At 37.2% G+C, this 23304-nt stretch carries 21 protein-coding genes; 12 read left to right on the forward strand and 9 right to left on the reverse strand.

The genetic code is table 11. The annotated features are described in order from the left end of the window. Positions 1 to 15: 15 nt before the first annotated feature. Together FXX65_RS05745 and FXX65_RS05750 are read left to right on the forward strand one after the other, a co-directional pair. Positions 16 to 1638 carry an ABC transporter permease gene (locus tag FXX65_RS05745; protein WP_147615467.1) on the forward strand — a complete coding sequence of 541 codons (1623 nt, stop codon included), beginning with the start codon at positions 16 to 18 and terminating at the stop codon, positions 1636 to 1638. Then, positions 1631 to 2641: an ABC transporter ATP-binding protein gene (locus tag FXX65_RS05750; RefSeq protein ID WP_147615468.1), complete on the forward strand. Its 1011-nt coding sequence runs from the start codon at positions 1631 to 1633 to the stop codon at positions 2639 to 2641. The genes FXX65_RS05745 and FXX65_RS05750 overlap by 8 nt, the downstream gene beginning before the upstream one ends. Before the next feature lie 192 nt (positions 2642 to 2833). On the opposite strand, the gene FXX65_RS05755 is transcribed toward FXX65_RS05750, so the two are convergent. Next, positions 2834 to 4684, reverse strand: coding sequence for a phosphoenolpyruvate carboxykinase (GTP) (locus tag FXX65_RS05755; RefSeq protein ID WP_147615469.1), 1851 nt, complete (start codon positions 4682 to 4684; stop codon positions 2834 to 2836). Positions 4685 to 4846: 162 nt separating this feature from the next. Between FXX65_RS05755 and FXX65_RS05760 the strand changes: the two genes are divergently transcribed. Then, positions 4847 to 6205, forward strand: coding sequence for an ArsB/NhaD family transporter (locus FXX65_RS05760; protein ID WP_147615470.1), 1359 nt, complete (start codon positions 4847 to 4849; stop codon positions 6203 to 6205). Between the two features lie 256 nt (positions 6206 to 6461). Here FXX65_RS05760 and FXX65_RS05765 read toward each other — a convergent pair whose 3' ends face one another. From FXX65_RS05765 to FXX65_RS05780, 4 genes are all read right to left on the reverse strand, one after another. After that, complete coding sequence (locus FXX65_RS05765; RefSeq protein ID WP_147615471.1) at positions 6462 to 6851, reverse strand: hypothetical protein; 390 nt, start codon at positions 6849 to 6851, stop codon at positions 6462 to 6464. 65 nt (positions 6852 to 6916) lie between these two features. Continuing rightward, on the reverse strand, positions 6917 to 7120 hold the full coding sequence (locus FXX65_RS05770) for a hypothetical protein (protein ID WP_147615472.1): 204 nt from the start codon (positions 7118 to 7120) through the stop codon (positions 6917 to 6919). A 13-nt stretch (positions 7121 to 7133) separates the two neighbouring features. Continuing rightward, positions 7134 to 8402, reverse strand: a complete 1269-nt coding sequence (locus FXX65_RS05775) for a hypothetical protein (RefSeq protein WP_147615473.1) — start codon at positions 8400 to 8402, stop codon at positions 7134 to 7136. Between the two features lie 160 nt (positions 8403 to 8562). Beyond that, positions 8563 to 9846: an aminotransferase class I/II-fold pyridoxal phosphate-dependent enzyme gene (locus FXX65_RS05780; RefSeq protein WP_147615474.1), complete on the reverse strand. Its 1284-nt coding sequence runs from the start codon at positions 9844 to 9846 to the stop codon at positions 8563 to 8565. An 86-nt stretch (positions 9847 to 9932) separates the two neighbouring features. On the opposite strand from FXX65_RS05780, the gene FXX65_RS05785 reads away from it, so the two are divergent. The 8 genes from FXX65_RS05785 to FXX65_RS05820 all read left to right on the forward strand — a co-directional run bounded on the left by FXX65_RS05785 (position 9933) and on the right by FXX65_RS05820 (position 18242). Further along, entirely contained in the window at positions 9933 to 10949 is a 1017-nt protein-coding gene (locus FXX65_RS05785) for an AAA family ATPase (RefSeq protein WP_147615475.1), read from the forward strand. A gap of 25 nt (positions 10950 to 10974) precedes the next feature. Further along, entirely contained in the window at positions 10975 to 11865 is an 891-nt protein-coding gene (locus FXX65_RS05790; protein WP_147615476.1) for a DUF58 domain-containing protein, read from the forward strand. Beyond that, positions 11865 to 12923, forward strand: coding sequence for a hypothetical protein (locus FXX65_RS05795; protein WP_147615477.1), 1059 nt, complete (start codon positions 11865 to 11867; stop codon positions 12921 to 12923). The genes FXX65_RS05790 and FXX65_RS05795 overlap by 1 nt, the downstream gene beginning before the upstream one ends. A gap of 69 nt (positions 12924 to 12992) precedes the next feature. After that, positions 12993 to 13994, forward strand: coding sequence for a VWA domain-containing protein (locus tag FXX65_RS05800; RefSeq protein WP_147615478.1), 1002 nt, complete (start codon positions 12993 to 12995; stop codon positions 13992 to 13994). 1 nt (position 13995) lies between these two features. Further along, positions 13996 to 15615, forward strand: a complete 1620-nt coding sequence (locus FXX65_RS05805) for a VWA domain-containing protein (RefSeq protein ID WP_147615479.1) — start codon at positions 13996 to 13998, stop codon at positions 15613 to 15615. Continuing rightward, positions 15567 to 16976: a hypothetical protein gene (locus tag FXX65_RS05810; protein ID WP_147615480.1), complete on the forward strand. Its 1410-nt coding sequence runs from the start codon at positions 15567 to 15569 to the stop codon at positions 16974 to 16976. The genes FXX65_RS05805 and FXX65_RS05810 overlap by 49 nt, the downstream gene beginning before the upstream one ends. A 41-nt stretch (positions 16977 to 17017) precedes the next feature. Next, positions 17018 to 17584 (forward strand): Smr/MutS family protein, encoded by a 567-nt coding sequence (locus tag FXX65_RS05815; RefSeq protein ID WP_147615481.1) that lies wholly within the window; start codon positions 17018 to 17020, stop codon positions 17582 to 17584. Positions 17585 to 17675: 91 nt separating this feature from the next. Further along, positions 17676 to 18242 (forward strand): J domain-containing protein, encoded by a 567-nt coding sequence (locus tag FXX65_RS05820; protein ID WP_246104346.1) that lies wholly within the window; start codon positions 17676 to 17678, stop codon positions 18240 to 18242. 53 nt (positions 18243 to 18295) lie between these two features. On the opposite strand, the gene infA is transcribed toward FXX65_RS05820, so the two are convergent. After that, a complete protein-coding gene (gene infA / locus FXX65_RS05825) occupies positions 18296 to 18517 on the reverse strand; it encodes a translation initiation factor IF-1 (protein WP_147612988.1) in 222 nt (73 codons plus the stop codon). Positions 18518 to 18606: 89 nt separating this feature from the next. Between infA and FXX65_RS05830 the strand changes: the two genes are divergently transcribed. Continuing rightward, positions 18607 to 18963 carry a TraR/DksA family transcriptional regulator gene (locus FXX65_RS05830; RefSeq protein WP_147612987.1) on the forward strand — a complete coding sequence of 119 codons (357 nt, stop codon included), beginning with the start codon at positions 18607 to 18609 and terminating at the stop codon, positions 18961 to 18963. Positions 18964 to 19164: 201 nt separating this feature from the next. On the opposite strand, the gene FXX65_RS05835 is transcribed toward FXX65_RS05830, so the two are convergent. From FXX65_RS05835 to FXX65_RS05845, 3 genes are read right to left on the reverse strand one after another with little or no spacing between them, the layout of a single operon-like run. Continuing rightward, positions 19165 to 20025, reverse strand: a complete 861-nt coding sequence (locus FXX65_RS05835; protein WP_147615483.1) for a histidinol-phosphatase — start codon at positions 20023 to 20025, stop codon at positions 19165 to 19167. Continuing rightward, positions 20022 to 22016: a hybrid sensor histidine kinase/response regulator gene (locus FXX65_RS05840; protein ID WP_147615484.1), complete on the reverse strand. Its 1995-nt coding sequence runs from the start codon at positions 22014 to 22016 to the stop codon at positions 20022 to 20024. The genes FXX65_RS05835 and FXX65_RS05840 overlap by 4 nt, the downstream gene beginning before the upstream one ends. Further along, positions 22006 to 23262 carry a response regulator gene (locus FXX65_RS05845; RefSeq protein WP_147615485.1) on the reverse strand — a complete coding sequence of 419 codons (1257 nt, stop codon included), beginning with the start codon at positions 23260 to 23262 and terminating at the stop codon, positions 22006 to 22008. Before FXX65_RS05845 ends, FXX65_RS05840 begins: the two co-directional genes overlap by 11 nt. Positions 23263 to 23304: the final 42 nt, after the last annotated feature.

The raw sequence follows: 23304 nt of genomic DNA on the forward strand, positions 1-23304 counted from the left end.
AAGCGGTATACCCAGTTGAAAAGAGAATCGGAACTATTCAAAAGCAAGATTGGCGTTGCACTTGCAGCGCTCGGGCTGTGGCTGTTTTTTTTGTTGTTTGTGATTGTTCCTGTTCTCTTTGTTTTTTTTTCTGCCAAAGCGGAAGATTTTAAAACTGTTTTTACAAGCACAAGTTTTTATCAAGTGCTAAAGAATACAGGGCTTGAATGCCTTTGTTCAACTTTTTTATCTGTATTTTTTGGCTATATTTATGCTTATGCAATCGTTAGAGGAAATTTGCCTTTAAAAAAAATTTTTGCCGCGATTCCTCTTATTCACATGGTAACTCCGCCTTTTATTGGTGGACTTTCTTTTATACTTTTGTTTGGAAGGCAAGGCTTTATAACAAAAACTGTTCTTGGGCTTGATATAAGCCTTTACGGTTTTTTTGGAATTTTGTTGAGCCAAGTTTTGTGTTTTTTCCCGATTGCCTATCTTATTTGCCGTCAAACTCTGGAAGGAATAAATCCTAAATTAGAGCAGGCTGCAAGAAGTCTTGGTGCCAAAAGATTAAAGATTTTTTTGACTATAACTTTTCCTTTGAGTTTTGCAGGAATTTTATCATCTTTTCTTTTTATAGCCGTAAGCGTTTTGAGCGATTTTGGAAATCCTTTGATTGTTGGAGGGCGATTTAAAGTTTTAGCCGTTGAGATTTACACTCAACTTACAGGCTGGCTTAACAGCGGAGTTAGTGCTATTTTGGGGCTTGTCTTGCTTTTACCTTCCGTTGCTCTCTTTCTAGCACAAAATTATTTATTTAATAAAAATGAAAAAAAACTTGCGACGGTTGGTGCAAAGGCTGGTTTTGAACCTAAAATCGATGTTTCCCCTTTTGCAAGATTTTGCTTAACGATTTTTTGTTCGTTCCTTTCTATTTTGATTTTGGCTCAGTTTTTATCGGTTGTTGCAGGAAGTTTTCAAAAATTGTGGGGAATCGACAAGTCTTTTACACTCATGCACATAAAATCCGTGGTTTCATTTGCTTCCAGTCTTGCAAATTCTCTGTTGTTTTCTTTTATTGCGGCACTCCTTTCGACTTCGATTGCGGCTCTTACCGCCTATCTTACGCACAGAGTAAAATTACCATTTTCCTCTGCACTTGACTGCATCTGCCAGCTTCCATCTGCAATTCCTGGAACATTGTTTGGACTTTCGCTCGCGTATTTTTCAAATTTTATTCGTTTTGAATGGAGTGCTTTTTTGATTGTCATCGCTATGACGGTAAGTTATTTGCCGTTCAGCTATAGAATCTGCTCTTCAACTTTTGCACGGCTTTCCTTTAATTTGGATGAAGCGTCGAGATCTTTGGGCGCTGGAAGGTTTAAAGTTTTGTCGAGTGTTATTTTGCCGTTGAGTGTTGGGGGGCTTTTTTCTTCGTTTGTGTATGATTTTGTTCGCGGAGTTGGAACGCTCAGCTCTGTAATCTTTTTAATCGGTTTTAATACTTCGCTTGCTTCTGTAAAAATATTAAATCTTGCAGAGCAGGGCGACTGGGGAAAATCCGCAAGCCTTGCGCTTGTCTTAACTTTGGTAACTTTTATAATACTTTTTGTTGGCAGAAAGGTAAGCCAAAAATTTGAAGCAAATATATATGAATGAATCTGCACTTTTAACTTTAAAAAATGTCTCTTTTTATTTTGGGAAAATTGCTGCCGTTTCTGATTTTTCATTGTCGGTAAAGAACGGAAGTTTTACGACTCTTCTAGGACCTAGCGGTTGCGGAAAAACGACCCTTTTGCGCATGATTAGCGGTTTTTTAGAGCCGTGCACGGGTTCAATTTTTATAGATGGAATAAATCAAAAAAATATTCCTACAGAAGAGCGAAAAGTCGGAATGGTTTTTCAAGACTATGCACTTTTTCCGCATCTTTCGATTCAGGATAATCTTTTGTATGGTTTAAAGATAAAGGCAAAAAAAGAACGACGCAATGAAAAAAAATCGCTTCAAAGCGAATTCAACTTTGCACAAATTCATAAAGTTGCAAGAATTTTAGGAATTGCGGATTTACTGGAACGATTTCCGCATGAGTTGAGCGGTGGCCAACAACAGCGTGTTGCTTTGGGCAGGGCGTTGGTCTTAGAGCCAAGACTTTTGCTTATGGATGAGCCACTTTCTTCGCTTGATTCAAGGCTTAGAACTTCCTTGCGAGAAGAATTAAAGGAAATTCAAAGTCGACTTGGAATAACAACTGTCTATGTTACCCACGATCAAGAAGAAGCGCTTTCTATGTCCGACACGATTGCTGTTATAAATCACGGAAAATTAGTTCAAGTGGGAAGCCCTCGAAGCGTATATTTTACTCCTGCAAACGATTTTGTGGCTGGAGCGGTTGGAAGGGCAAATTTCTTTTATTTAGAAGGAAAACGAATTGCAGTTCGACCAGAATGGTTTTCTAGATTTGTACAAGGGGAAATCACTCAAAAGCCTGTTGTTTCTGGTATTTTGATTTCTACTTCATTTTTAGGACAGGCAACTCGATATAAAATTCGTCTGGATGACGGTTCTGGAAACGTCATAAGTGCAGACCTTTTAACTCAAGAAAATGAAATTCCCACTGGCGAAAAAATCTCTTTAAAAATTGAGCGATTTATAGAATTGTAATTTTGATTTTCTCAAGCTCAAAACATTCCTATTTCGATTCGCCGATTTAATTCCCCCATCACCCACACTCAAACCACATATCGTCGATTGCACTAGTCAATAAAATTAAAATCACTGCGAAAAAAAATCCCACCGCGAGAAGCAGTGGGATTGTAAACTAAAAATTTTTTAGTTTGTATCTAAAAGATTCTTCTATGCTTTGTTCAAGCGGGATTCCAAATCGTCCAAACAAGCAGAAAGTTCTTTTGGAAGGTGTTTGCCGAATTTTGGATAGTGGTTTTCGCGAATATCCTTTACTTCTTTTAACCAGCCTTCTTTGTCAACTTTTGTGATTTCTGGAAGAGTCTTTTTGTAGTAGTCTGCAAGACCGTCTGTGTTGATTGCGCCTTCTTTTGGCATGTAACCGATTGGTGTTTCAACAAAGTTGTCTTTTCCGTCGCAGCGGTCAAATATCCATGCGAGTACGCGGCTGTTGTCGCCATATCCTGGCCACATAAATCCACCTGGAAGGTCTGCGTTGTTGTCGTCCTTGCGGAACCAGTTAACGTAGAAGATTTTTGGAAGTTTGTCTGCATTTGTGCAAGGATTGTTTCCAACGTTAATCCAGTGCTGGAAGTAGTCGCCCATGTTGTATCCACAGAATGGAAGAATTGCAAATGGATCGCGGCGAATTTTACCAACTTCGTCTGGGTTGATTGTAGAAGCAGCAGTGATTTCTGAACCTACGATAGAACCCAAGAATACACCGTGTGCCCAGTTGCGACTCTGATGTACAAGTGGGATTGTTGAAGGACGGCGTCCACCAAACAGGATTGCAGAAATTGGTACACCTTCTGGGCTTTCCCAGTCAGAAGCGATACAAGGACACTGTTTTGCAGGTGCTGTAAAGCGTGCATTTGGATGAGCCATTTCTTCGCCCTTAGGAGCTTTGTCTTTAGGGAATGCATCGCGAACATTGCCTTTCCAGTCAACCAGTTTTCCTTTTGCAGGGTAGCCAATTCCTTCCCACCAAACATCGCCGTCTTCTGTAAGAGCGCAGTTTGTAAAGATTGTATTTTTTGAGGCAGCAATAAGAGCATTGTTGTTTGAAACTTCAGAAGTTCCAGGAGCAACACCAAAGAACCCAGCTTCTGGATTGATAGCGTAGAGTCTTCCGTCTTTGCCGAATTTCATCCAAGCGATGTCATCACCGATTGTTTCAACTTTCCAGCCTGGGATTGTTGGAATAAGCATTGCAAGGTTTGTTTTTCCACAAGCAGATGGGAAAGCACCTGTAACATATTTTACTTCGCCTGCAGGGTTTGTAAGCTTTAAGATAAGCATGTGTTCAGCAAGCCAGCCTTCTTCTTTTGCGATGAAAGATGCGATTCTCAATGCAAAACATTTTTTTCCAAGAAGAGCGTTTCCGCCGTATCCAGAACCATAAGACCAAATCAAATGTTCTTCTGGGAAGTGAGAGATGTATTTCTGCTCTACAGGAGCGCAAGCCCATACACCGTTGTCTTTTGCACCATTGTTTAATGGTTTACCAACAGAGTGCAAACAAGGAACAAAGTTGTCATCAATGTATTGCCATGTTTTTTCGCCAGTGCGAGTCATTATATCCATGTTCAAAACAACGTATTCAGAATCTGTAAGTTCAACACCGTATTTTGCGATAGGAGAACCGAGAGGTCCCATGCAGAAAGGAAGAACATACATTGTACGACCGTGCATACAACCTTTGTAAAGTCCTTTCATAGTTGCTTTTAATTCAGTTGGATCAATCCAGTTATTTGTTGGACCTGCACCCTCTTGAGTTTTAGAAGATATAAAAGTTCTCTTTTCTACGCGTGCAACGTCAGAAGGATCAGAGCGGAAAAGGAAACTGTTAGGCTTTTTTGCCAATGGAGTTGCAAGACCTGCATCAACACATTTTTTCATCAAGCGGTCATACTCTGCTGTTGAACCATCGCAAACCACAACATTATCAGGTTCACACATCTTAACACATTCTTCAACCCAAGCTTTTACCTTGGCATTTTTAATGTCATTAACTGTCATTTCAAAATCTCCTTATAGAAATCGTTAAACGAATTATAGTGTTTTTAAAGTCGCTGTTCAATTAGTGTTCAATTATATAGCAAAATTAGCCGTTAATTTTTTTAATAAGTATTCCTCACCTCTTTTTTTTTTGATAGAGTTCACTCCGAGGTAAAAATACGTATGGAACTTAAGTGGATAGTCCTTTGCATAGCGTTATTGATGTACTCGCTTGTTATTGTTTTTCAAGATAAAAAAGTTTGGTTCACAACTTTTGCCGCTCTATTATGTCTGGCATTGGGGTTAATTTTCCCCGGAGCGATTTTTGGTACAGGCGGTGTAGAAGAAAGTTCAAGGTTTTTTGTCATCTACAACGCTTTTACAAATTTGATAAGTTGGAACGTTTTAATGATTTATGTGGGTGCCATGACAATTGCCTCTCTTTTTTTATATTCAAAAGTTCCAGCAAAGATTGCAGATTCTCTTATATCCGTTGCGCCATCAACAGGAGTTGCAATCGTTTTAATACTTGCAATGACAGGACTTATATCAATTTTTGTAGAAAATGTAGCAACCGTTTTGGTAATGGCGCCAATCGCTTTGAGCCTTTGCAAAAAATTAAAATTAAATCCAACGATGTTTATGGTAGGACTTGCCGTAATGTCAAATTTGGAAGGGACAGCGACCCTTGTAGGCGACCCTCCAAGCATGATTTTTGCCGCAGCGTCTGGCTATACTTTTAACGACTTTTTTGTGCATGAAGGAAAACTTTCAATTTTTTTTGTTATTCAGACGGGGCTTTTGGTTGGCTGTGCATTTTTTTATGTGATATTTTCAAAGATAAAAGAAAAGACAGAAATTCAAGGTGAAAAAGTAATCTCGTATTTTCCAGCGTACCTTATGCTTGCAATGATTTTTGGACTTGCAGCTCTTTCGTTTGCCTCAGTCTCACTCGAAAAAATAATTCCGTCTGCGGTTATGCATAATTCTTCTGGAATCTATGTTTTTGTACTTGCCTTGATAGGCCTTGTTTGGTATGCGTTTTTACAGAAAAAAAATAAAAGCGAACTTTGCACCTTGATAAAAGAACTCGACTGGGAAACAATTTTCTTTTTAATCGGAATATTTATAGTCGTCGGTGCAATAAGCGGAGTAGGGCTTTTGAGTGATTTTTCGCACCTTTTAGTGAGATTCAGCGGTGGAAGTAAACTCTTAGGTTTTGTTACAATTTTACTCGTAAGTATAATAATCTCGGGCTTTGTAGACAATGTCCCTTACATAATGGTTATGTTACCAGTTGCTCAGCAGATGAACGCAAGTTTTGGTCTTGGAGGCGATTTGTTCCCGTTTGCTCTTTTGATAGGCTCATGTCTTGGCGGAAATTTAACTCCTTTTGGAGCAAGTGCAAACGTAGTTGCCATGGGAATCTTAAAAAACGAAGGTTATCCAATGTCATTCTCAAAGTGGCTAAAAATTGGCGGAACTTTTACAGTTTTAACAACCGCAGCCTCTGCAACAGTTTTGTGGATTATTTGGTCGTAAAAAAATATCTTTTATAAAGGATTAGGAGCGCATCGTGCAAAAGCGATGTGCTTTTTTTTAGGCAAAAGATTATAGCAAAAACCTGCTTTTCGCGGTTCCGCTTTCGCTGCATTGGCGTAAAACGCCAACGCTTCGCGCCGCTACAATCAGGGCTATAAATCCATAAATGCCCTGTTACGCGTAAGTGGAAGTTATTATACCGGCGCAAAATGCGCCTTTGCTAGCAGGGCTAAGAGCCAAGTATGCCCTGTTACGCTTATGCCGTAAAACTTAAAATCTGGCCTGCTTCTGGAGCTACGCCTGCAAGTCCGTAACCTGTAATGCTTGCTTTGTCTATTTCTTTTTGGATTTGTTCTTGATAGTTTTTTATGAGGGTTTCTACCTGGCTTTCGTTTAGAGTGTTGTCGTCTTTTAAATTTACTTTTGGTTCGTTTCGCATTGTTATAAGTTGATTTATAAGCGAATTTAAAATTTGAATTTTGCTTACAGAAACGCCTGCACCAGTGCTGTGAGAAGCAACTCCAGAAATATGTTCAAACTGCGAATAAATTACAGCACTTGGATTTACGGAAACATAGAGTTTACTGTTGCTTCCGCTTACAATTCCACCGTATGAATATGCGTTTAAAGAAATTGAATCAACCATATTTCCAACCCTCTACTATAGAATTTCGGAAAATGGATAAAAAAGTTTAGTTTTTGCTTATAAATCTAAAAAAGCGTGTCAACTTCTTCTTGAGTAATAGTTATTTTAAGTTCTTTTAACTGTTTTTTTATCAGAGTTTCATCTTGTGCAATTTTTTTTAAAAACAACTCGCTCGAAAAGTTTGTGATTTTTTTTGTTAAAGGTGCAGAAGGTTCAGATGTTTTCAAAAGTTTATCAAGTTCATCTTGGGAAACCGCAATTTCTTTCATATATTTTCCTCTGTTAGTCAAATTGTTTTGACCATGCATTTAGTAAAGATTCCATTGTTGGATTTCTTTTTGTTGTATCGGTATTTGTTGCATTTGTAAAATATGGATAAATAACTCTTTCTTTTAGGTTATCCCATCTTGCAGGAAAAGACTGTGGTGCAGATATTTTTTGTGCAGACGGCAAGTTTCCGAGTAGATTTCTATAGTAAGACGGGAAAATATATTCAGTTACGCTTTGAATGCTTGAAAATCCAGATGAAATTCCAAAGGTAACCGTGTCTAAGTCCATTTTTTTTGCGCGTTCAAGCATTAGTTTTTGATTTTCTGCTTTGAAAAACCAGAGTATAAAATCTTCTGCTCTGCGAGAATTTTTTGCATTTTTATATATTGCCATAGATACTATATCATCGGTTGCTGGCAGAGTTTTATTTATCTCTAACCATCTAAAGTCAATATCACCCAACTGTTCGGAGGCAATATTAAAAAAATCTTCGCTCGTCGTATAAGCAAAAAGCGTTCGTTCTGCTGCAATTTGTCGATATTTTGGAGTGTAAAGGTATTTGAACTGAAAATCCTGTTCTGATGTTGTGGAATCGTTTTTAGTGAGAGTCCAATTTTTTACATAATCAACAGCGCTATCAAGCTTATTTTTATCCCAAGTAAACGACGTTCCTTTTTCTTTAAAACACTGCCCATATTTTTTTGAAACTTCGTAAACAAACTCTTTATCCCAAGAAGGAGCAAATCCCATCTTTGTAAAAACACCACTTGAATTTTTAGAATTGAACAGAGCCCCTAAATCTCTAAGCTCATCTAAAGTTAAGGTATATTTGTTTTCAATTAAGTTTTCGTTTTTTGTGGAGAATATAACTAACGGAAGATTAAAACTGACTGGCAATAAAAATTGCTTGCCCGAATGTTGACCGTATTTAAAAAGCGAAGAATATATGGCACTGCTGTCAACTTTGTCTTTGCTTAAAAGGCTGTCCAGCGCCCTAAAATTTTTTCTTATGCGTTCATTTTTTAGCCAAGAGCCAACAACTAAATCCGGCTTTTCTTCATCTTTTGCAATAGGAAAAGAATTTGCTAGATTTTTTTTATAAACAACTATAGCCTTCGTTTTTTCTTGCATCGAATTAAAAAGTTCTGTGTACGAAACAAACTCTGGGCGGTCTGTCCAAATTATAAAATTTGTTTTAGAAGAATTAGGCTTGCAACCAAAAATAAACAATGTTTGCAAAATTATAAGTAAAATTGATATTCTGGTAGCGAGTTTTTTCATCAGGATTAGGATTATACAGTATTTGTTTGGGTTTTGCACCCGTATGATAAAGAAAACAATTTTTTACAATTTTACAGGTGAATAATTACAGTTGAATAAAAAACACCCGCTGTTAAATTTTAGCGAGTGTTTTAAGAGTATGATTTAAATTTTCAGCTGGTTACATCTGGTCTGCACATTCAAAGATTGCAGAATAAACTGTGTCTATCATATCTTCGTCTAAGCTGGAAAACGCCACCCTTAATGTTTGAATATCGAGAGAGATTGTTCCAATCTGCTTTTCTGCAAGCAATTTTTTTCTCAACTCTTCTGCATCAACTCTCGTTCTAAAACTCATAAAATAGCCGGAATTAAAAGGCAGTGGTTCTAAGTTTTTGCTCTTGTGTGTTTGCAAAAATTTCTTTACAGCAAGATAGCGGTTTTCAAGCAGTTTTCGATAGTTGCTTTTTTGAGTTTCGATATTTGGATCTGTAAACGCTTTTAAAGCAATGCTTTGGCTTGGTGTAGACGAGCAGCTTACAGAAGAGCGAATCAAGCCCATCACCTTTTTTTCTATGGCATCGTAGTGCTCTTCGTTAAGCGATTTTCCGCCAAAGGTTAAAAATCCAACTCTAAATCCCCACACAAAATCTTCTTTTGTAGGACCGTCAATTTTTACTGCGAGTATGTTTTCGTGAAGATTTGCAAATTCGGCAAACAAAGATTGCGGATAAATGTCGTGTTCGTAGTTTAAACCAAAATATGCGTCATCACTTATAACCAAAACCCTTGCTCCGTTTTCTGCAATATCTCTAATAATCTTTACAATCTGCGCAGCTTCTGCATTTGTAGGAGAATATCCGCTCGGATTTTGAGGAAAATTCAACAGAATTCGTACAAAGCCAGTTTCGGCCTCTTTTTCAACTGCATTTTTTAATGAAAAAAGGTCAAAGGCACCTTCGTCAAAAAGGTTAAACTGATGGAGCGTAGAATTTCTTCTTGTTTCTACAATTAAACCATAGTTATCCCAACAAGGCTCTGCGGTGAGGAGAGGCTTATCTTCATCTATAAATAAATCTGCAAGGCAAGAAATTCCTGCTGTTAATCCAGGTACAACTATTGGATTTGAAATGTTTTTTCCCCTTAAGCCAGGATTTTTTCTAAACATTGCTTCTTTCCAACATTCGCGCAAATTTGGAATGCCAGCCGTTGGAGCGTATCCAACAAGTTCGCCAGAGGTAAGTTCTGGTGCATATTTATGCACTGCTTCGAGTATTGCGGGCTTGCCTTTTATGATTGTGGTTCCTAAGGTAGCGTTTGCAACTTTACCTGCTTTTTTTGCTTCTCCACCTTGAGAAATAATGCCTCTTGGGAAGAAAATCCTCTTTCCTAAGTCTGAAAGCAACTCGCCTGGAGTTGTGCCTTTTAGAGTTTCATTCAATTCTTGTGCTAATGGGTTCAACATGGTAAAGTATCTTACTGCTTTACAGCGTTGTAAGTCAATCAGAGCGATGAGAAGACTTGCATAAATATGCAGTTTTTGGGTTTATAATGGATAAAAATTACATAAATGAAAATCATGAAAATCATGAAAATCATGATATTGAATCTTTTGAAAATTGCAAAAAGATAGTAGAAGAATGCCGCAAAGAAGCGTCTAAGCGTCTTATAGGTCAAACACACGTTATAGATGGAATTTTGACGGCTTTCATTACAGGCGGTCATGTTCTTTTGGAAGGCGTACCAGGATTAGCAAAAACGCTGGCTGTAAAAACCTTTGCAGAAATCGCTGGAATGGATTTTAAAAGAATTCAGTTTACGCCGGATTTGCTTCCTGCCGATGTCAGCGGAACTTTGATATACGAGCATGAAAGCGGAAAATTTTCTGTAAGAAAAGGTCCTGTTTTTACAAATCTTGTGCTTGCAGACGAAATAAACAGAGCGCCTGCCAAAGTTCAGTCTGCACTTTTGGAAGCGATGGCAGAGAAACAGGTTACAATCGGAGACGAAACTTATCCTCTCCCCAATCCATTTTTGGTTTTGGCGACAGAAAATCCTATTGAGCAGGAAGGAACTTACAATCTTCCAGAGGCGGAATTAGACAGGTTTTTGATAAAAATTCTGATTGATTATCCGAGTCAGCAGGATGAAGTAAAAATTGTAAAAACTGCTGGAAAAGCGGACTCAATCGCAGTAAAAAAAGTTTTGAGCGCACAAAAGATAAAAGAGCTTCAATCTTTGCTGGATAAGGTTGTTTGTGCGGACAAAATAATCGAATACATTGTGAATATCGTTTCTGTAACGCGCAATTTGAACACAGGTCTAAAAAGTTCTATCGCAAAATACATATCTTTTGGCGCTTCTCCGCGCTCTGGAATTGCGCTTGCGCAATGTGCAAAAGTTAGGGCAATGTTTGAAGGTCGCTCTTTTGTTCTGCCAGAAGATGTAAAAAAATGTGCGTTGGATGTTCTTCGCCATCGCCTTGTTCTTTCTTACGAGGCAGCAGCAGATTCCGTAACTGCGGATGACATCATTTTACAGATTCTTGATTTTGTTCCAACGCCTTAAAAATCCGTAAAATCTGGTGAATTTTATGCCAAAGATTTTAACCGAAAACAAAAATCAACTCGCAAAAAAAGCTTCTCTTTTAAACCTTGCAGCAAAGACTTTGGCGGATAGCCTTAAAAACGGCAACTTCAAGTCGCTTTATCGTGGGCAGGGAATAGAGTTTATGGATGTGCGCGAATACAATTTTGGAGACAATATTCGCTCTATAGACTGGAATGTTACCGCTCGCATGGCACGCCCTTTTGTGCGCAGGTACGAAGAAGACAAGGAATTGCAGGTTTTCTTTGTACTAGACCGCTCCTTCTCGATGTTTTCAGGTTTATCAAAAAGGACAAAAATTCAAACGGCGTCCGAAGCGGCAGCCCTTTTAGTTTTGGCAAGTCTTTACAATTTTTCTGCGATTGGCGCCGTTTTTTTTGATGGAAAAATTAGGTTTTCTGCACGGGCAAAAACTGGTAGCGAACAGGCAATGATGATTTTTAAACATCTGGAAGAAACAGAACAAACTTTGGAAAAAGGTTCTGCACTTTGTGCTTCTTTAAACGGTGCATACAAACTTTTAAAAAAACGCTCGTTTGTTTTTGTAATTTCGGATTTTAGGACAACTGGATGGGAAGAATCTCTCGCAAGGCTTGCACAAAAAAACGATGTAATCGCTTTAAGAATAACAGATACCTTGGACAGCGAGTTGCCAGAAGTTGGAACAGTTTCTTTTGTGGAGATGGAAAGTGGAAAATTGAGCAGATTCCCAACATCCTCTGCGGATTTTAAAACGCTTTGGTTTAACGATAATCGAAATCGAGTCGAAAAATGGAGAAAATTTTGTTTAACGCACGGAGTTTATCCATTGCAAATTTCAACTTCAGAAGACCCGGCTTTCGCTTTAAACAGATTCTTTAACAGCAGGAGCAAATGATGAAAACGATAAAATCCTGTTGTTCTAAACTTTTGCTTATTATCGCTTTATTTTTTTTGTGTGGATTTTCTTATTCTCAAGGCTCAGATAATTCATTTTCTACAAATTCTTCGCTTTCTTCTATGCAGATTTTGCTTCCAAAAAATCCATACGTAGGCGATGAGTGCGAATTAAAATACATTTTTCAAACAGATGCAGATCTTTTTAACGATGGAATTGCGGGGCAAAAACTTTCAACCTTAAAACTTTCGCCAAATTGGCCTGTTTTTAGAGAACTTGAAGAGAGTTGTCTCGTTCAAAATGTGGTACTTGAACATTCAGGTTTTGAATACACGCTTACCATAAAATTTATTCCGTGGAAAAGCGGAGATATAGATTTTAAAACTTTTGACCTTGCCGCGTTGGTCAACTCTTCTAAAAATCAAAAGTCAGTTGGCGCGCCTTATTCTATAGATGTCGCTCCGTTTTATGTAAATTCTCTTGCAAAAAAAATGGGCGTAACTTCGATGCGTCCTTCTAAAAGCCCAATGGTTATTCCGGGAACGAGTTTTATCCTCATCATTCTTGCCCTTGTTTTTTTTACTGTTGCAGGATTAGTTTTTTATTTTTTTATAAAACTCCCTGTCATCTTTTCATATTTTATTTTTGCGATGGAAAAGCGAAAAATTAAAAAATTGTTTAAAAAGACAGAAAAATGTTTTATCAAACTTCTAAAGTGCGAGAATGATGAATTTTTTTGTCAGAGCATTTATGAAGAAATTAAAAATTATCTTTGCCTTCGTTTTGATAATTCATTTTCTGTAATTACGAGCAGTTCACTTTCTCAGAAATTTCAGGATTTTTTCTGTGGAACCTTATCTGAAAAACAGGAAGACGCTGTTTTTGAACTTACAGAAATTTTACATCGCTGCGATTATATACGCTTTGCAAAGGGGTCTATAGATTCTTTTAGAAAACCATCTGCAATTTATGAAACAGTTTTGGCAGAAGGAGAAAGAAAACTCTTGGTAAACAGAGCCTTAACGGCGATTTCTGTATTCAACGTTGAACAAAATTAAAAGTTTATTCAACATTTTTGTTTGCAAAGGTTGCGGTGCAAATTTTCGTATTTTGGAGGATTAAAAATTATGCTTTCTTTTGAAAACCCTGTAGCATTTTTGTTTTTGCTTGTTCTTCCGATATTTTATATCCTTCGATTTTTTAAAATTTTTAAGCGAACCGCTTTTCCTTTAACGTTTGCAGATTGGCAGGGACAATCTTTTGCCTGGAGCAGTAAATTCAGTGGAATACTCAATTTTTTTGCAAATCTGTTCATAGTTTTTGCTTATATCGCTTTGATATTTGCTTTTGCTGAACCAGAAATTCATCATCAGGAGAAAATATATACTTCAAAAGGTGCTGATATTTTATTTGTTTTAGATACTAGTCCTTCTATGGCTGCCCGCGATATTGCAGGGCTTACGAGGCTTGAAGCGGCAAAACAGGGAATTCACACTCTGGTAAAGAATAACACTGGAGCTTCTTTTGGGCTTGTTGCAATGGCAAGCGAGGCGGCTGTTATTGTTTGCCCTACAGTTGACCACAAACTTTTTTTGCAGCGTCTTGATTCTTTGGTAATAGGAGAACTCGGCGAAGGTTCTGCAATCGGAATAGGTTTAAGTTCTGCGGTTTATCATCTTGTTTCGTCAAAAGCACCAAAAAAATGCATAGTTTTGATAACCGATGGCGAAAACAATGCAGGCTCAATTCATCCTGAAACGGCTACAGAACTTGCAATTCAAAATGATATAACCTTGTACACGTTTGGAATTGGAACAAAGGGTGCTGTTCCTATTGAATATGTTGACCCACAGACAGGAAAAGTCCATTCAGGATATTACGAGTCCGAATTTGATAGCACGCCGTTGGAGAAAATTGCATATTCGTCTGGCGGACGCTATTTTGGAATTGAATCCACTCAAGCACTCGCAGAATCGCTTGCAGCAATGGGTCAGCGCGAAAATGTTTCTCAAACTTTTTATTATAAATCTTCAAAAAAACTGATATATCCGTATTTTCTTGCATTTGCTTTTGTTCTTTTTGCTGTTTCCTGGATTATAAGGCGCATAATTTTAAAGGAGATTTTATAAGATGATTGCTGTTCAAAGACCTTATTCATTTTTGATGCTTGCTCTTCTTATTCCCATAACCATTTTTATCCTAATTCGCTATAAAAAAGTTTCCAAAAGTTTTGGAGTTATGTATTTAAAAGATTCTTCGTTTGGGAAAAATGTTTATAAAAATTATAGGCAGGCACTCGTTTTAAGGACTTTATTCCGTCTTTTTGCGTGTGTAAGTATAATATTTGCTTTTGCAGGAATTTCTTTTGGTAGAACTCTCGTTCCTGTTCAAAAAAGTGGCGATGCGGTTTGCTTTGTTTTTGATATTTCTTACAGCATGATGGCAAAGGATTGTCCGGGTGGAATTTCAAGGCTTGAAGCAGAAAAACAGTACGCTTTTAGTTTGCTAGAAAGGATGGAAGGAAACTCTGTTAGCGTGGTTCTTGCAAAGGGCGACGGTATTATTGCAGTTCCGCTTACGGATGATAGGGCAGGCATTGATTCTATTATAGAAAGCCTTTCGCCTTCGCTTATGAGTTCTGTCGGTTCTTCTTTAGGAAGTGGAATTAGGGCCGGAATAAATTCATTTCCAAAAAATATAAGTCAGGCGGCTCACATTTGGGTTTTTACAGATGGTGATGAAACCGATAATTCTTTGCGCTCTGCTTTGGATGATGCCGCACGATTTGGTTATTCTGTAACGATGATTGGTTTTGGAACTTCAAAACCAGTGGAAATAATCTCTGGAGATGGAAAAACGAAGGTAAAAACTTTTTTAAATGCAGAAAAAATGATAGATATGGCGGCATTGGCTGGACAACGGATTTCTTTTCCCGAAAAAAAACGTTCGTCTTTTACAGGAATAAGTTATCTTGCCGCAGATTCTGAAGGTTCAGCGCATGTTTTGCTTTCTCAATTATCGTCTAACGCTCTGATAAGGGAAACTTACGACGTTCAAAGCGTTCCAAGGCACAAGTTTTTTATACTTTTGACAATCCTCTTCTTTTTGGCTTCTTATTTTGTAAGCGAATTTGACCTTTCTTCAATCGTAAAATCAAAAAATATCGGTTTTGTGCTTTTGTTGTGTTCTTGTCAGTTTTTTATATCCTGCAAATCCGATAGGGCAACCGTGCTTTCAGGAACATTTAGTTGGTATCAGAAAAAATATCAAAGTGCAACGGCGAGCTTTTTACGCGCGTTAAATTGGGCAGAGCAAAAAAACGATGAAACTTTAAAAGATTACTGTGCGTATAATTTAGCTTCAACTTACATAATGCAAGATGAATACACCGCTGCTTTAGAAAGATTGGAGCAGGTTTCTCCAAATGCGCCTTCAAAATTGAAAAGCGCTGTTTTTTATAATTTGGGAATAATCGCAAATTCAAAGGGTGATTACAAAAATGCCAGAGATTTTTTTAAAAAGGCGATTGTTGCAGATTTTTCCAATACGGATGCAAAACTCAACTTGGAGTTTACAGAGCATATTGTTGAAAGCAAGAAATCGCAACAAGTTGAAAAACAGATGTCTCAAGCGAGTTTAAACCAAGATACTCCGTTATCGGATGCTGTGTTCAATCTTATACAACAGGAGGAAACTGAACGATGGAAAAAACTACAATCAAACAAAAAAAGTTCATCCGTGGATTATTGAGCGTCTTATTCATATTTTTTGCAAATCAGCTTTTTTATGCAGAACCTTCACCATCTTTTATAAAATCTTTGGTAGTAACAAAGGACTCAAAAGATTTTTTTACAGCGCAAGAAAATGGCTACACTTTAAGAATTCCTGATACGCAACCGAGTTTTGTTCAGACGGATTTGCCGCGGTTGCCAGAAGGAGTGCAGCTTGTTTCTTCTAAGCGAGAAGAATATTTGGATGAAAGTGGCAACAGAGGAACTGCAATTCATCTTTGGTTTAATTTTAAAGAAACAGGATCTGTTCAACTTCCTCCACTAATCGTTTCTGTAAAAAATAGAACTTACTATCTTCCGTTTGAAGACGCAATGGTTTTTGAAAATCCTGTCTTGATAAGTCCAGAATTGACTATTGATTTTAGCGGCTCAGTTTTGCAAGCCGCTTCGGGTGAAGCTGCTAAAACTATTTATGCAAAATGCGGACAAGAGATAATCTTTACAGTTAGTCTGAAGTATTTTGTGCAGTTGATTTCGTTTAACAGCAACTTGCCTAAAAATTCAATTTTTAAAGAACTTGAACACTATACTGTTAGTCGCGGTGTTTCCCAAGAAAAAGAATTTTCGACAGAGCCTGCAAAACTTGCAACGTTTTCATGGAAGCCTTTAATCGAAGGAACTTATTCCCTTCCAGAAATAACAGCTGTTGCAACTTCGTACAATGGAGCGGTAAAAACGGTTCGACTTCCGCAATATGTTGTTCAGGTTTCTAAAGCTTCGTCTTTTACCGAGAAAAAAATATTTCAGTCAAAAAACGAAACTTCACTTAACGGCGAAAAGATTTTTCCTTCTGCATTTAAAAAGAATAATTACACACAACACAATGAAAAAATCAGATTTTTGTCAAAAGATGATTGCAAAAAATTGAGTGAACTTCGCTCCTTAGAACGCACGAGTATTTTTAATTTTAAAGCACGAGAAAATCGCATAAATTTTGAAAAAACTCTTGAACTTCCGATTGGCGCAGATGAAGTTTCAAAAACATTTGTCTGTGCTCTGGTATTTTTATGTATTTTTCTTATCGCTGTATTTACGATTTTTCTGCTTTTAAAAAAGACGAGAATTGCGCTTTTTGTTCTGATTTTTTTCTTTGCAAGTTTAATTTTTTGTACTTGGAAAATTGCGCAATTTTTTCCGTCTTATGCGATATTCTCTGGAGGTGTGGTGAGCCCTGTTCCAGAAGCTTCGAGCCAAGCGCTTCAAAATGTAAATGGTGGTCTTAGGGTAAAAATTTTGGAGCGAACAGAAAATTACTATTACATTGAATCAAAAGACGTAAATGGATGGGTTTTAAAAGATACCATTTACGAGATAAGATAAGAAAATTGAAATTGTTTTTTTAGTTTTATTAGGAGAATAAAATGGATTTTGGTGATATTTTAGAGCAATGGTCAAACGAGCAAAAAAAAGCTTCTGTTCAAAAAAAATCTGCACCTTCGCAAGTTAGCCATAAAAAGCCCAACGCACCAACTGCCGAAGAAAAAGCCCAAGCAAATAGACTTTATTCTCAAACTGCAAAAGGACAGATGGAAGAAGATTCAAAAAAGACGATAAATCCGATGGAACTTTGGTTACGCCGTTACGGAACTGTCGACAAAGATAAATTAAATGCAGAAAGCCAAGAAGCTTCTAAGATGGAAAATCGAGAGTATTTAAGAAAGATGCGACCTGACGCAAGAATCGACTTGCATGGTCTTACAAGAGATGAAGCGTGGGCACGGCTGGAAAGTTTTGTAGAAGATTGCCTTAGGCGCGGGTACAAAAAAATAGAAATTGTTCACGGCAAAGGAATTCACAGCAACGGCTCTGATCCTGTTTTAGGGCAAATGGTAAAAACTTTTATAGAACAAAACAAACATTTGGGTGCAAGTGCACATAACGACAGAAGACACGGCGGAAACGGGGCAACTTGGGTTCTTTTAAAATAAGGAAATTCTTAACAAACCTTTAGATTTTTTTGTTGTAACTCAAAGGCTTTTTGGTTATTTTATCTGTAAACTATTTTACAAGGAAATTACATTGGACGATTTATATTCAATTTTGGGAGCTTCTAAAACTGCAACTCAAGAAGAAATAAAAAACGCTTATAGAAAACTTGCAATGAAATATCATCCAGACAGAAATTTGGGAGATAAAAATTCCGAAGAAATGTTTAAAAAAATATCTTCTGCTTATGATGTTTTGGGCGATGAAACAAAGCGTCGCCAATACGATTCTTATGGCTCTTCTCAAAGCTATTATGGTCAAAGGCAGAGCGCATGGAACACCGGCGAAGAAACTTATTCTCAATACGGAGATCCATTTTGGCAATGGGCGCAACAAGCACAAAAAAATTCTTCTAATAATTGGCAGTATCAAAATACATATTATTACAAAAACGATGACAAAAAAAATAATTATAGCCGTTTTGACTGGGCTGGCGAACTTTTTAAAAGTGCAGGAATTTTCCTTGTGAGTCTGCTTTTTTTGAGGTGGAGCTGGATAATAATTCCTTTTGGACCGATTTTGTGCATAGCAGGGATTGTCAGTGGATTGTCTGGGATTTTAAAAAGTCTTAGGGGAATCTTTGTTGGAAAATCTAAATAAAAAAATACAGCCTGCGATACAAGCAGGCTGTTTTGTTCTAAAGGATTTTAGTTTTAGCGTTCGCGGAAAATTATTCGTCCGCGGTTTAAATCGTAAGGGGAGAGAGCAACTTTGACGCTGTCTCCTGGAACTATCCTGATGTAGTGTTTTCTCATTTTGCCAGAAAGATGAGCCATAATCACATGTCCGCCATTCTTTAATTCAACTCTGAACATAGTGTTTGGCAACGCTTCTTTAACAACGCCTTCAACTTCTATCGCTTCTTCTTTAGCCACATTTCCTCCAAAAAAAGTTTGCCTTTTTACAGTTTCTTAACTATACTTATTATCTACTTATGAAAAATATTGTCAACGGGAGTAGACAAATGGATAATTCATTCATTGAAAAAATGAAAGAGCAGTTGCTTACACAAAAAAGCACTATTTTGGCTTCGCTTGCTGCGCAGAATGAAGATTATAAAAAGATTATAGAATCTGGTGAATCTGGAGATGAAATAGATGTTGCGTCTGACGTTGTAGACGGAAGACTTCTTGAATCTTTGGGAGCACAGGATTCCAATCGATTGAATATGATTAACAGCGCTTTAGACAGGATAAAGCAAGGTTCTTACGGAAAATGTCTTATGTGCAAAAAAGATATTCCACAAGAAAGACTGGAAGCGATTCCTTATGCATTTTTGTGCATAAACTGTCAGAGCCAGAACGAGCGCCAAAACAAATAGTTTAAACTCTTTAAAAAAAATCCCCAAGAGTTGTTGCAGATTTTAAATTTGCAGTAAAACTTTTGGGGATTTTTTTTAGATTTTGCGGCAACAATTGGAGTGGCGCAACGCGTTCTTGCGAAGCAAGAATGGAGCGCAGGTGCGCGGAACCACGGAAAGTGTGATTTTTTACGGCTTGCCGAAAAAAAAGCCGCCCAATTCTTAAATCTTAAAAGTTTTTATCGAATTATTTTCTGGATATGCAAGTTCTTTGTAGCCAACTTTTTTTACTAATGCGAGCGCCTCTTCAAAGGCAAAATCCAAATGCTGTGCCTGATGTGCGTCTGAGTTTATCATTATTGGAACATTTCGCTCGTGGAGAAGGGTCAAAAAATATTGCGAAGGGTAGGGAGTTTTTAGCCAGTTTCTGCTGATTGCCCCTGTGTTGACTTCGCAAATCACGCCCGCACTGCTTATAGCTTTTGCGGTTTCTTTTAATTCCTGCTTGTACCAGTCCGCTGTTTCGTCAAAAAAATGAATTTTATCGTTGAACTTTCTGATTAAATCCGCATGGCCGATTATTGAAAAATTACAGGTTGAAAGCATCTTGCGTTCTTGCTCAAAATAATGGTGAATGAGTTTTTTTTCGTCGTTGTTGTATGTGGTTTTTAGAAAATCCATCAAGATTTGAGGAGTGTTATCTACAGCGAGAATTTTTGAAAAGTCTTTTTCGCCATTGTACAAAAAATGAACCGAGCCTATTAAAAAATCTGGAGAAAACTTTTTGTATGCAAAAAAGTCTGGACGACAGACGGTTTCTATGTAGTCGGCTTCAAAGCCTAGCCTTATGTCTATCTTTTGTTCATATTTTGATTTTAAGAAATTTATGTTTTGGCAGTAAGATTCAAAATCTTCGAGCTTCATATTGCATTCTATCCAAACTGGCCAAGTTGAGTGGCTTGAAAACCCCAATATTTTTATTCCCTTGTCGATTGCGCTTAAAACGTTTTCTTCGAGCGTGTTTTTTCCGTCGCAAAAGGTTGAATGCGTGTGAAAATTTGTTTTTATGTATGTTTGTGTCATTGTTGTGAATCTCGATTTTCTTCTATGTATATTTTTACAAGTTTTTGTAATTGCGAAAATTCGTGTTGAAATTCGTTTATGTTAAAGATGCAAGCGGTTTTGTCGCCTTCTTTTGCTGCTTTGTTGAGGCGGCTTGAATATTCTGCAAGTTTTTTTGCGCTTACTGTTGCAGAAGAGCCAGAAAGTGCATGACCTATTTTTCTTAATTCTATAAAATCTTCCCTTTCAACCGCGCTGTCTACCTTTGCCAAAATTTCTTGAGTCTGTTTTATGTAGGTTGAAATTATGGTTATTGCGAGTTTTTTGTCGCCTCCTACTGTGTCCAAAAAATCTTCTTTGTCCCAAGCGCTAAGCGATTCTGATGTAGAAGGTTGAAGGGTTGTTATTGCCTTTAAAGCAGGCAATTCCATTATTGTTGCCCAATTTTCTAAAACGCTTCTTATTGTTTTGCTTTTAAAGGGTTTTACTATTATGTCGTTTATTCCTATCTGCTGATATGCATCAGAGTCGTTTTTGTCATTGTTTGCGGTGCAGGCTACTATTATTCCGTCGTAGCCAAATTTTCTGATTTCTTCTGTCGCTTCAATTCCGTTTTTTACAGGCATCTGTATGTCCATAAAAATTAAATCGATGTCGGGATTTTTTCTTATAACATCTATTGCTTGCTGGCCGTCTTCTGCAAGGTAGACTTCTGCACCAAATTTTTTTACAAAAGTTTCAAGCAATTTTCGATTTACTGGATGGTCTTCCGCAATTAAAATCTTTTTTCCGTTTGCAACTTCAGAATCGTCGACGACTTTTAAAGAAGTTATTGCATCTTCGTCTGCAAGCTCTAATTCTTCTAAATTTTCTGTGCCATCGGTAAAAGCATTTTTTAAAAGTTCAAAAACTCTGCGTCTTTTAAACGGTTTATATAAATATCCTTTAAACCAGTCTAGCATCTTCATTTTTGCTTCGCTTCGCATCTGTCCTTCTGGTACTAAAAGATACAGCGAAGGTGCATTTTTTATTTTTGGATTGTTGTGAATCTCGTTTCCAAGTCGCCATCCGTCCATAACAGGCATTATCATGTCTATAAAGGCAAGCGTAAATGGGGAGCCTTTCTGCTCTTCTTCTATCAATATGTCTATTGCTTGTGTTGGAGAATTTGTTGAAATTATGTTTGAAAATCCTAAATGTTTAAGATGTGCGAGCAGAGAATTTGCTGCTATTGAATTGTCATCGACAACCAGAATTTTTTGTGGGCAAGGAATTGAAAGTTTTTCGGCCTTGGAAAAATTCGTTATGTTTTCTGCTTCGTTTAACGGAAGTTTAAACCAAAAGATTGCTCCCCCTTCTGAATTTTGTTCTACGCCGATTTTTCCTTTCATCACTGTAACGAGATTTTTGCTTATTGAAAGTCCAAGTCCTGTTCCGCCAAATTTTCGATAGGTGGAAATATCGCCTTGGTAGTAGTTTGTAAAAAGTTTTGATTTTTGCTCTTCCGTTATACCTATTCCTGTATCTGTAACTTTAAAAAGTAGTTGAGCCTTTTCGTTTTTTAATTCTGCGTGAATATAGCCTTTATGAGTAAATTTTACAGCATTTTTTAAGAGATTTAATATTATCTGCTGAACTCTAACAGGATCTCCTATAACAATCGGTGGAATCGAAAAATCTATATCGGTTATTATTTCAAGCCCACGGTTAAAGGCTTCTATGCTTATTAGGTCTACAACTTGTTCTGTAAGTTCTGTTATGTTGAAGGGTAAATATTCGAGTTTGAATTCGTTTGAGCGGATTTTAGAAAAGTCTAAAATGTTGTTTGCAAGGTCTAATAGAACATCTGCGCTAAATTGAATTTGGCGTATGTATTCGTGTTGTTCTTTGTCCAGATTGGTTTCTTTTAGTAACTCGAGCGTTCCTATTATGGTTTGGATAGGGGTTCGTATTTCGTGAAGGGTTGAAGCAAGGTATCTTGTTGCTTCGTCCAATACGCTCTTATCTGCCATTTATTATTTCCAGCGACTTGCGGATTATTACATCTGGCTTTTGAGGTTTTATAAGATAGGTTCTTGCTCCCAAGTTTAGTGCTTGAATTATCGCTTCTCGTTGCATAACCTGTGAATATATTAAAACTGGAGTGTTTATTTGATGAAATCTCAAAGTTTTTAAAATATCATATCCAGAAATTCCTGGCATAAATATGTCCAATATCAAAAGCGAGTAAGTTTTTGAATTTGCCGCTTTTAGAAATTCCGTTCCACTAGAAAACAGCTCGCAATTTGCATTTACGTTTTTGAACGCTGCCTGCAAAAGTTGCCTTACAACTTCATCATCATCAACTATGGCGACGTTAAACACAGAAGCATTTGCTTCTTCCTCGTTATCTGGAACTCCAGAATCCGAGAAAAATCTCATCTCTACAGAGCCTTCGTTACTGTCGCTGGTTTGAGTTAAAATTTGGTCAGAAATCAAATCTTGTATGCTCGAAGTTGCTCCGCTTTCCACTACAGAATTTAAAACTTGAGCTAAATCTGTTACAACTTCAATTCCTTCGTATTCTGGATGCCCATCGATTAAATCTTTTGCAAAAGCGTCAAGCGAAAGGACTTTTACATTTTTGCGCTCAATCCTGCTATCTGCGAGTATGTTGTCTAACAGCAGTTCCAAATTTGCACCATCGACAAAACTTAGGGAAAGGTCTGTCATCATTATGATTATCTTAGGACTGTCGAGACGATTTTTGTCCATGAGTTCTGACAATTTGTATTTGAGAAGAGCGATTTTCTCCCTATTCATACCCTGTGCAATTTCTACAAAGATAATGTTTTTGTTGAGATGAATTTCTAAAACGCAGGGTGTTGTATCCAACGAAAACGAAGAGCGCAAAACGGCTCCAATCGATTCAAAAAATATGTCGAATTTTATTGGCTTAGAAAAATATTTTATAACACCATATTTTACAAGGTTTGCTACGGAATTTTTTTCCATTGCAGGCCCAGAAATTATTATAGGAATGTGCACCGTGTTCGGATTTGAAAGTTTTCTTTCTAAAAAGTCTTGAATAAAAGAACTTGAAGATTCAATATCCAAAATTACTAAATCCGGCAAATTTGAAGAAAGCTTTATAAAAGCATCTCTGTGCCCCTGTGCAGTTTCTACATCAATATTTTCTTCCGTAAGTTTTTCCCTTAAAAATTCGCGAAAAAGAGGAGATGCATCGATTATAAGAACTTGTTTTTTCTGAATAGCCATTATTGTATTCAATTCTAAAATAATAACATTGATTTTTCAATC

This window comes from Treponema pectinovorum, assembly GCF_900497595.1.
Classification (GTDB): Bacteria; Spirochaetota; Spirochaetia; order Treponematales; family Treponemataceae; genus Treponema_D; species Treponema_D pectinovorum.

Coding starts and splice junctions, on each gene's coding strand:
- FXX65_RS05750 (WP_147615468.1), top strand. CDS start 1,631: ATGAATGAATCTGCACTTTTAACTTTAAAAAATGTCTCTTTTTATTTT.
- FXX65_RS05755 (WP_147615469.1), bottom strand. CDS start 4,684: ATGACAGTTAATGACATTAAAAATGCCAAGGTAAAAGCTTGGGTTGAA.
- FXX65_RS05760 (WP_147615470.1), top strand. CDS start 4,847: ATGGAACTTAAGTGGATAGTCCTTTGCATAGCGTTATTGATGTACTCG.
- FXX65_RS05765 (WP_147615471.1), bottom strand. CDS start 6,851: ATGGTTGATTCAATTTCTTTAAACGCATATTCATACGGTGGAATTGTA.
- FXX65_RS05770 (WP_147615472.1), bottom strand. CDS start 7,120: ATGAAAGAAATTGCGGTTTCCCAAGATGAACTTGATAAACTTTTGAAA.
- FXX65_RS05775 (WP_147615473.1), bottom strand. CDS start 8,402: ATGAAAAAACTCGCTACCAGAATATCAATTTTACTTATAATTTTGCAA.
- FXX65_RS05780 (WP_147615474.1), bottom strand. CDS start 9,846: ATGTTGAACCCATTAGCACAAGAATTGAATGAAACTCTAAAAGGCACA.
- FXX65_RS05785 (WP_147615475.1), top strand. CDS start 9,933: ATGGATAAAAATTACATAAATGAAAATCATGAAAATCATGAAAATCAT.
- FXX65_RS05790 (WP_147615476.1), top strand. CDS start 10,975: ATGCCAAAGATTTTAACCGAAAACAAAAATCAACTCGCAAAAAAAGCT.
- FXX65_RS05795 (WP_147615477.1), top strand. CDS start 11,865: ATGAAAACGATAAAATCCTGTTGTTCTAAACTTTTGCTTATTATCGCT.
- FXX65_RS05800 (WP_147615478.1), top strand. CDS start 12,993: ATGCTTTCTTTTGAAAACCCTGTAGCATTTTTGTTTTTGCTTGTTCTT.
- FXX65_RS05805 (WP_147615479.1), top strand. CDS start 13,996: ATGATTGCTGTTCAAAGACCTTATTCATTTTTGATGCTTGCTCTTCTT.
- FXX65_RS05810 (WP_147615480.1), top strand. CDS start 15,567: ATGGAAAAAACTACAATCAAACAAAAAAAGTTCATCCGTGGATTATTG.
- FXX65_RS05815 (WP_147615481.1), top strand. CDS start 17,018: ATGGATTTTGGTGATATTTTAGAGCAATGGTCAAACGAGCAAAAAAAA.
- FXX65_RS05830 (WP_147612987.1), top strand. CDS start 18,607: ATGGATAATTCATTCATTGAAAAAATGAAAGAGCAGTTGCTTACACAA.
- FXX65_RS05835 (WP_147615483.1), bottom strand. CDS start 20,025: ATGACACAAACATACATAAAAACAAATTTTCACACGCATTCAACCTTT.
- FXX65_RS05840 (WP_147615484.1), bottom strand. CDS start 22,016: ATGGCAGATAAGAGCGTATTGGACGAAGCAACAAGATACCTTGCTTCA.
- FXX65_RS05845 (WP_147615485.1), bottom strand. CDS start 23,262: ATGGCTATTCAGAAAAAACAAGTTCTTATAATCGATGCATCTCCTCTT.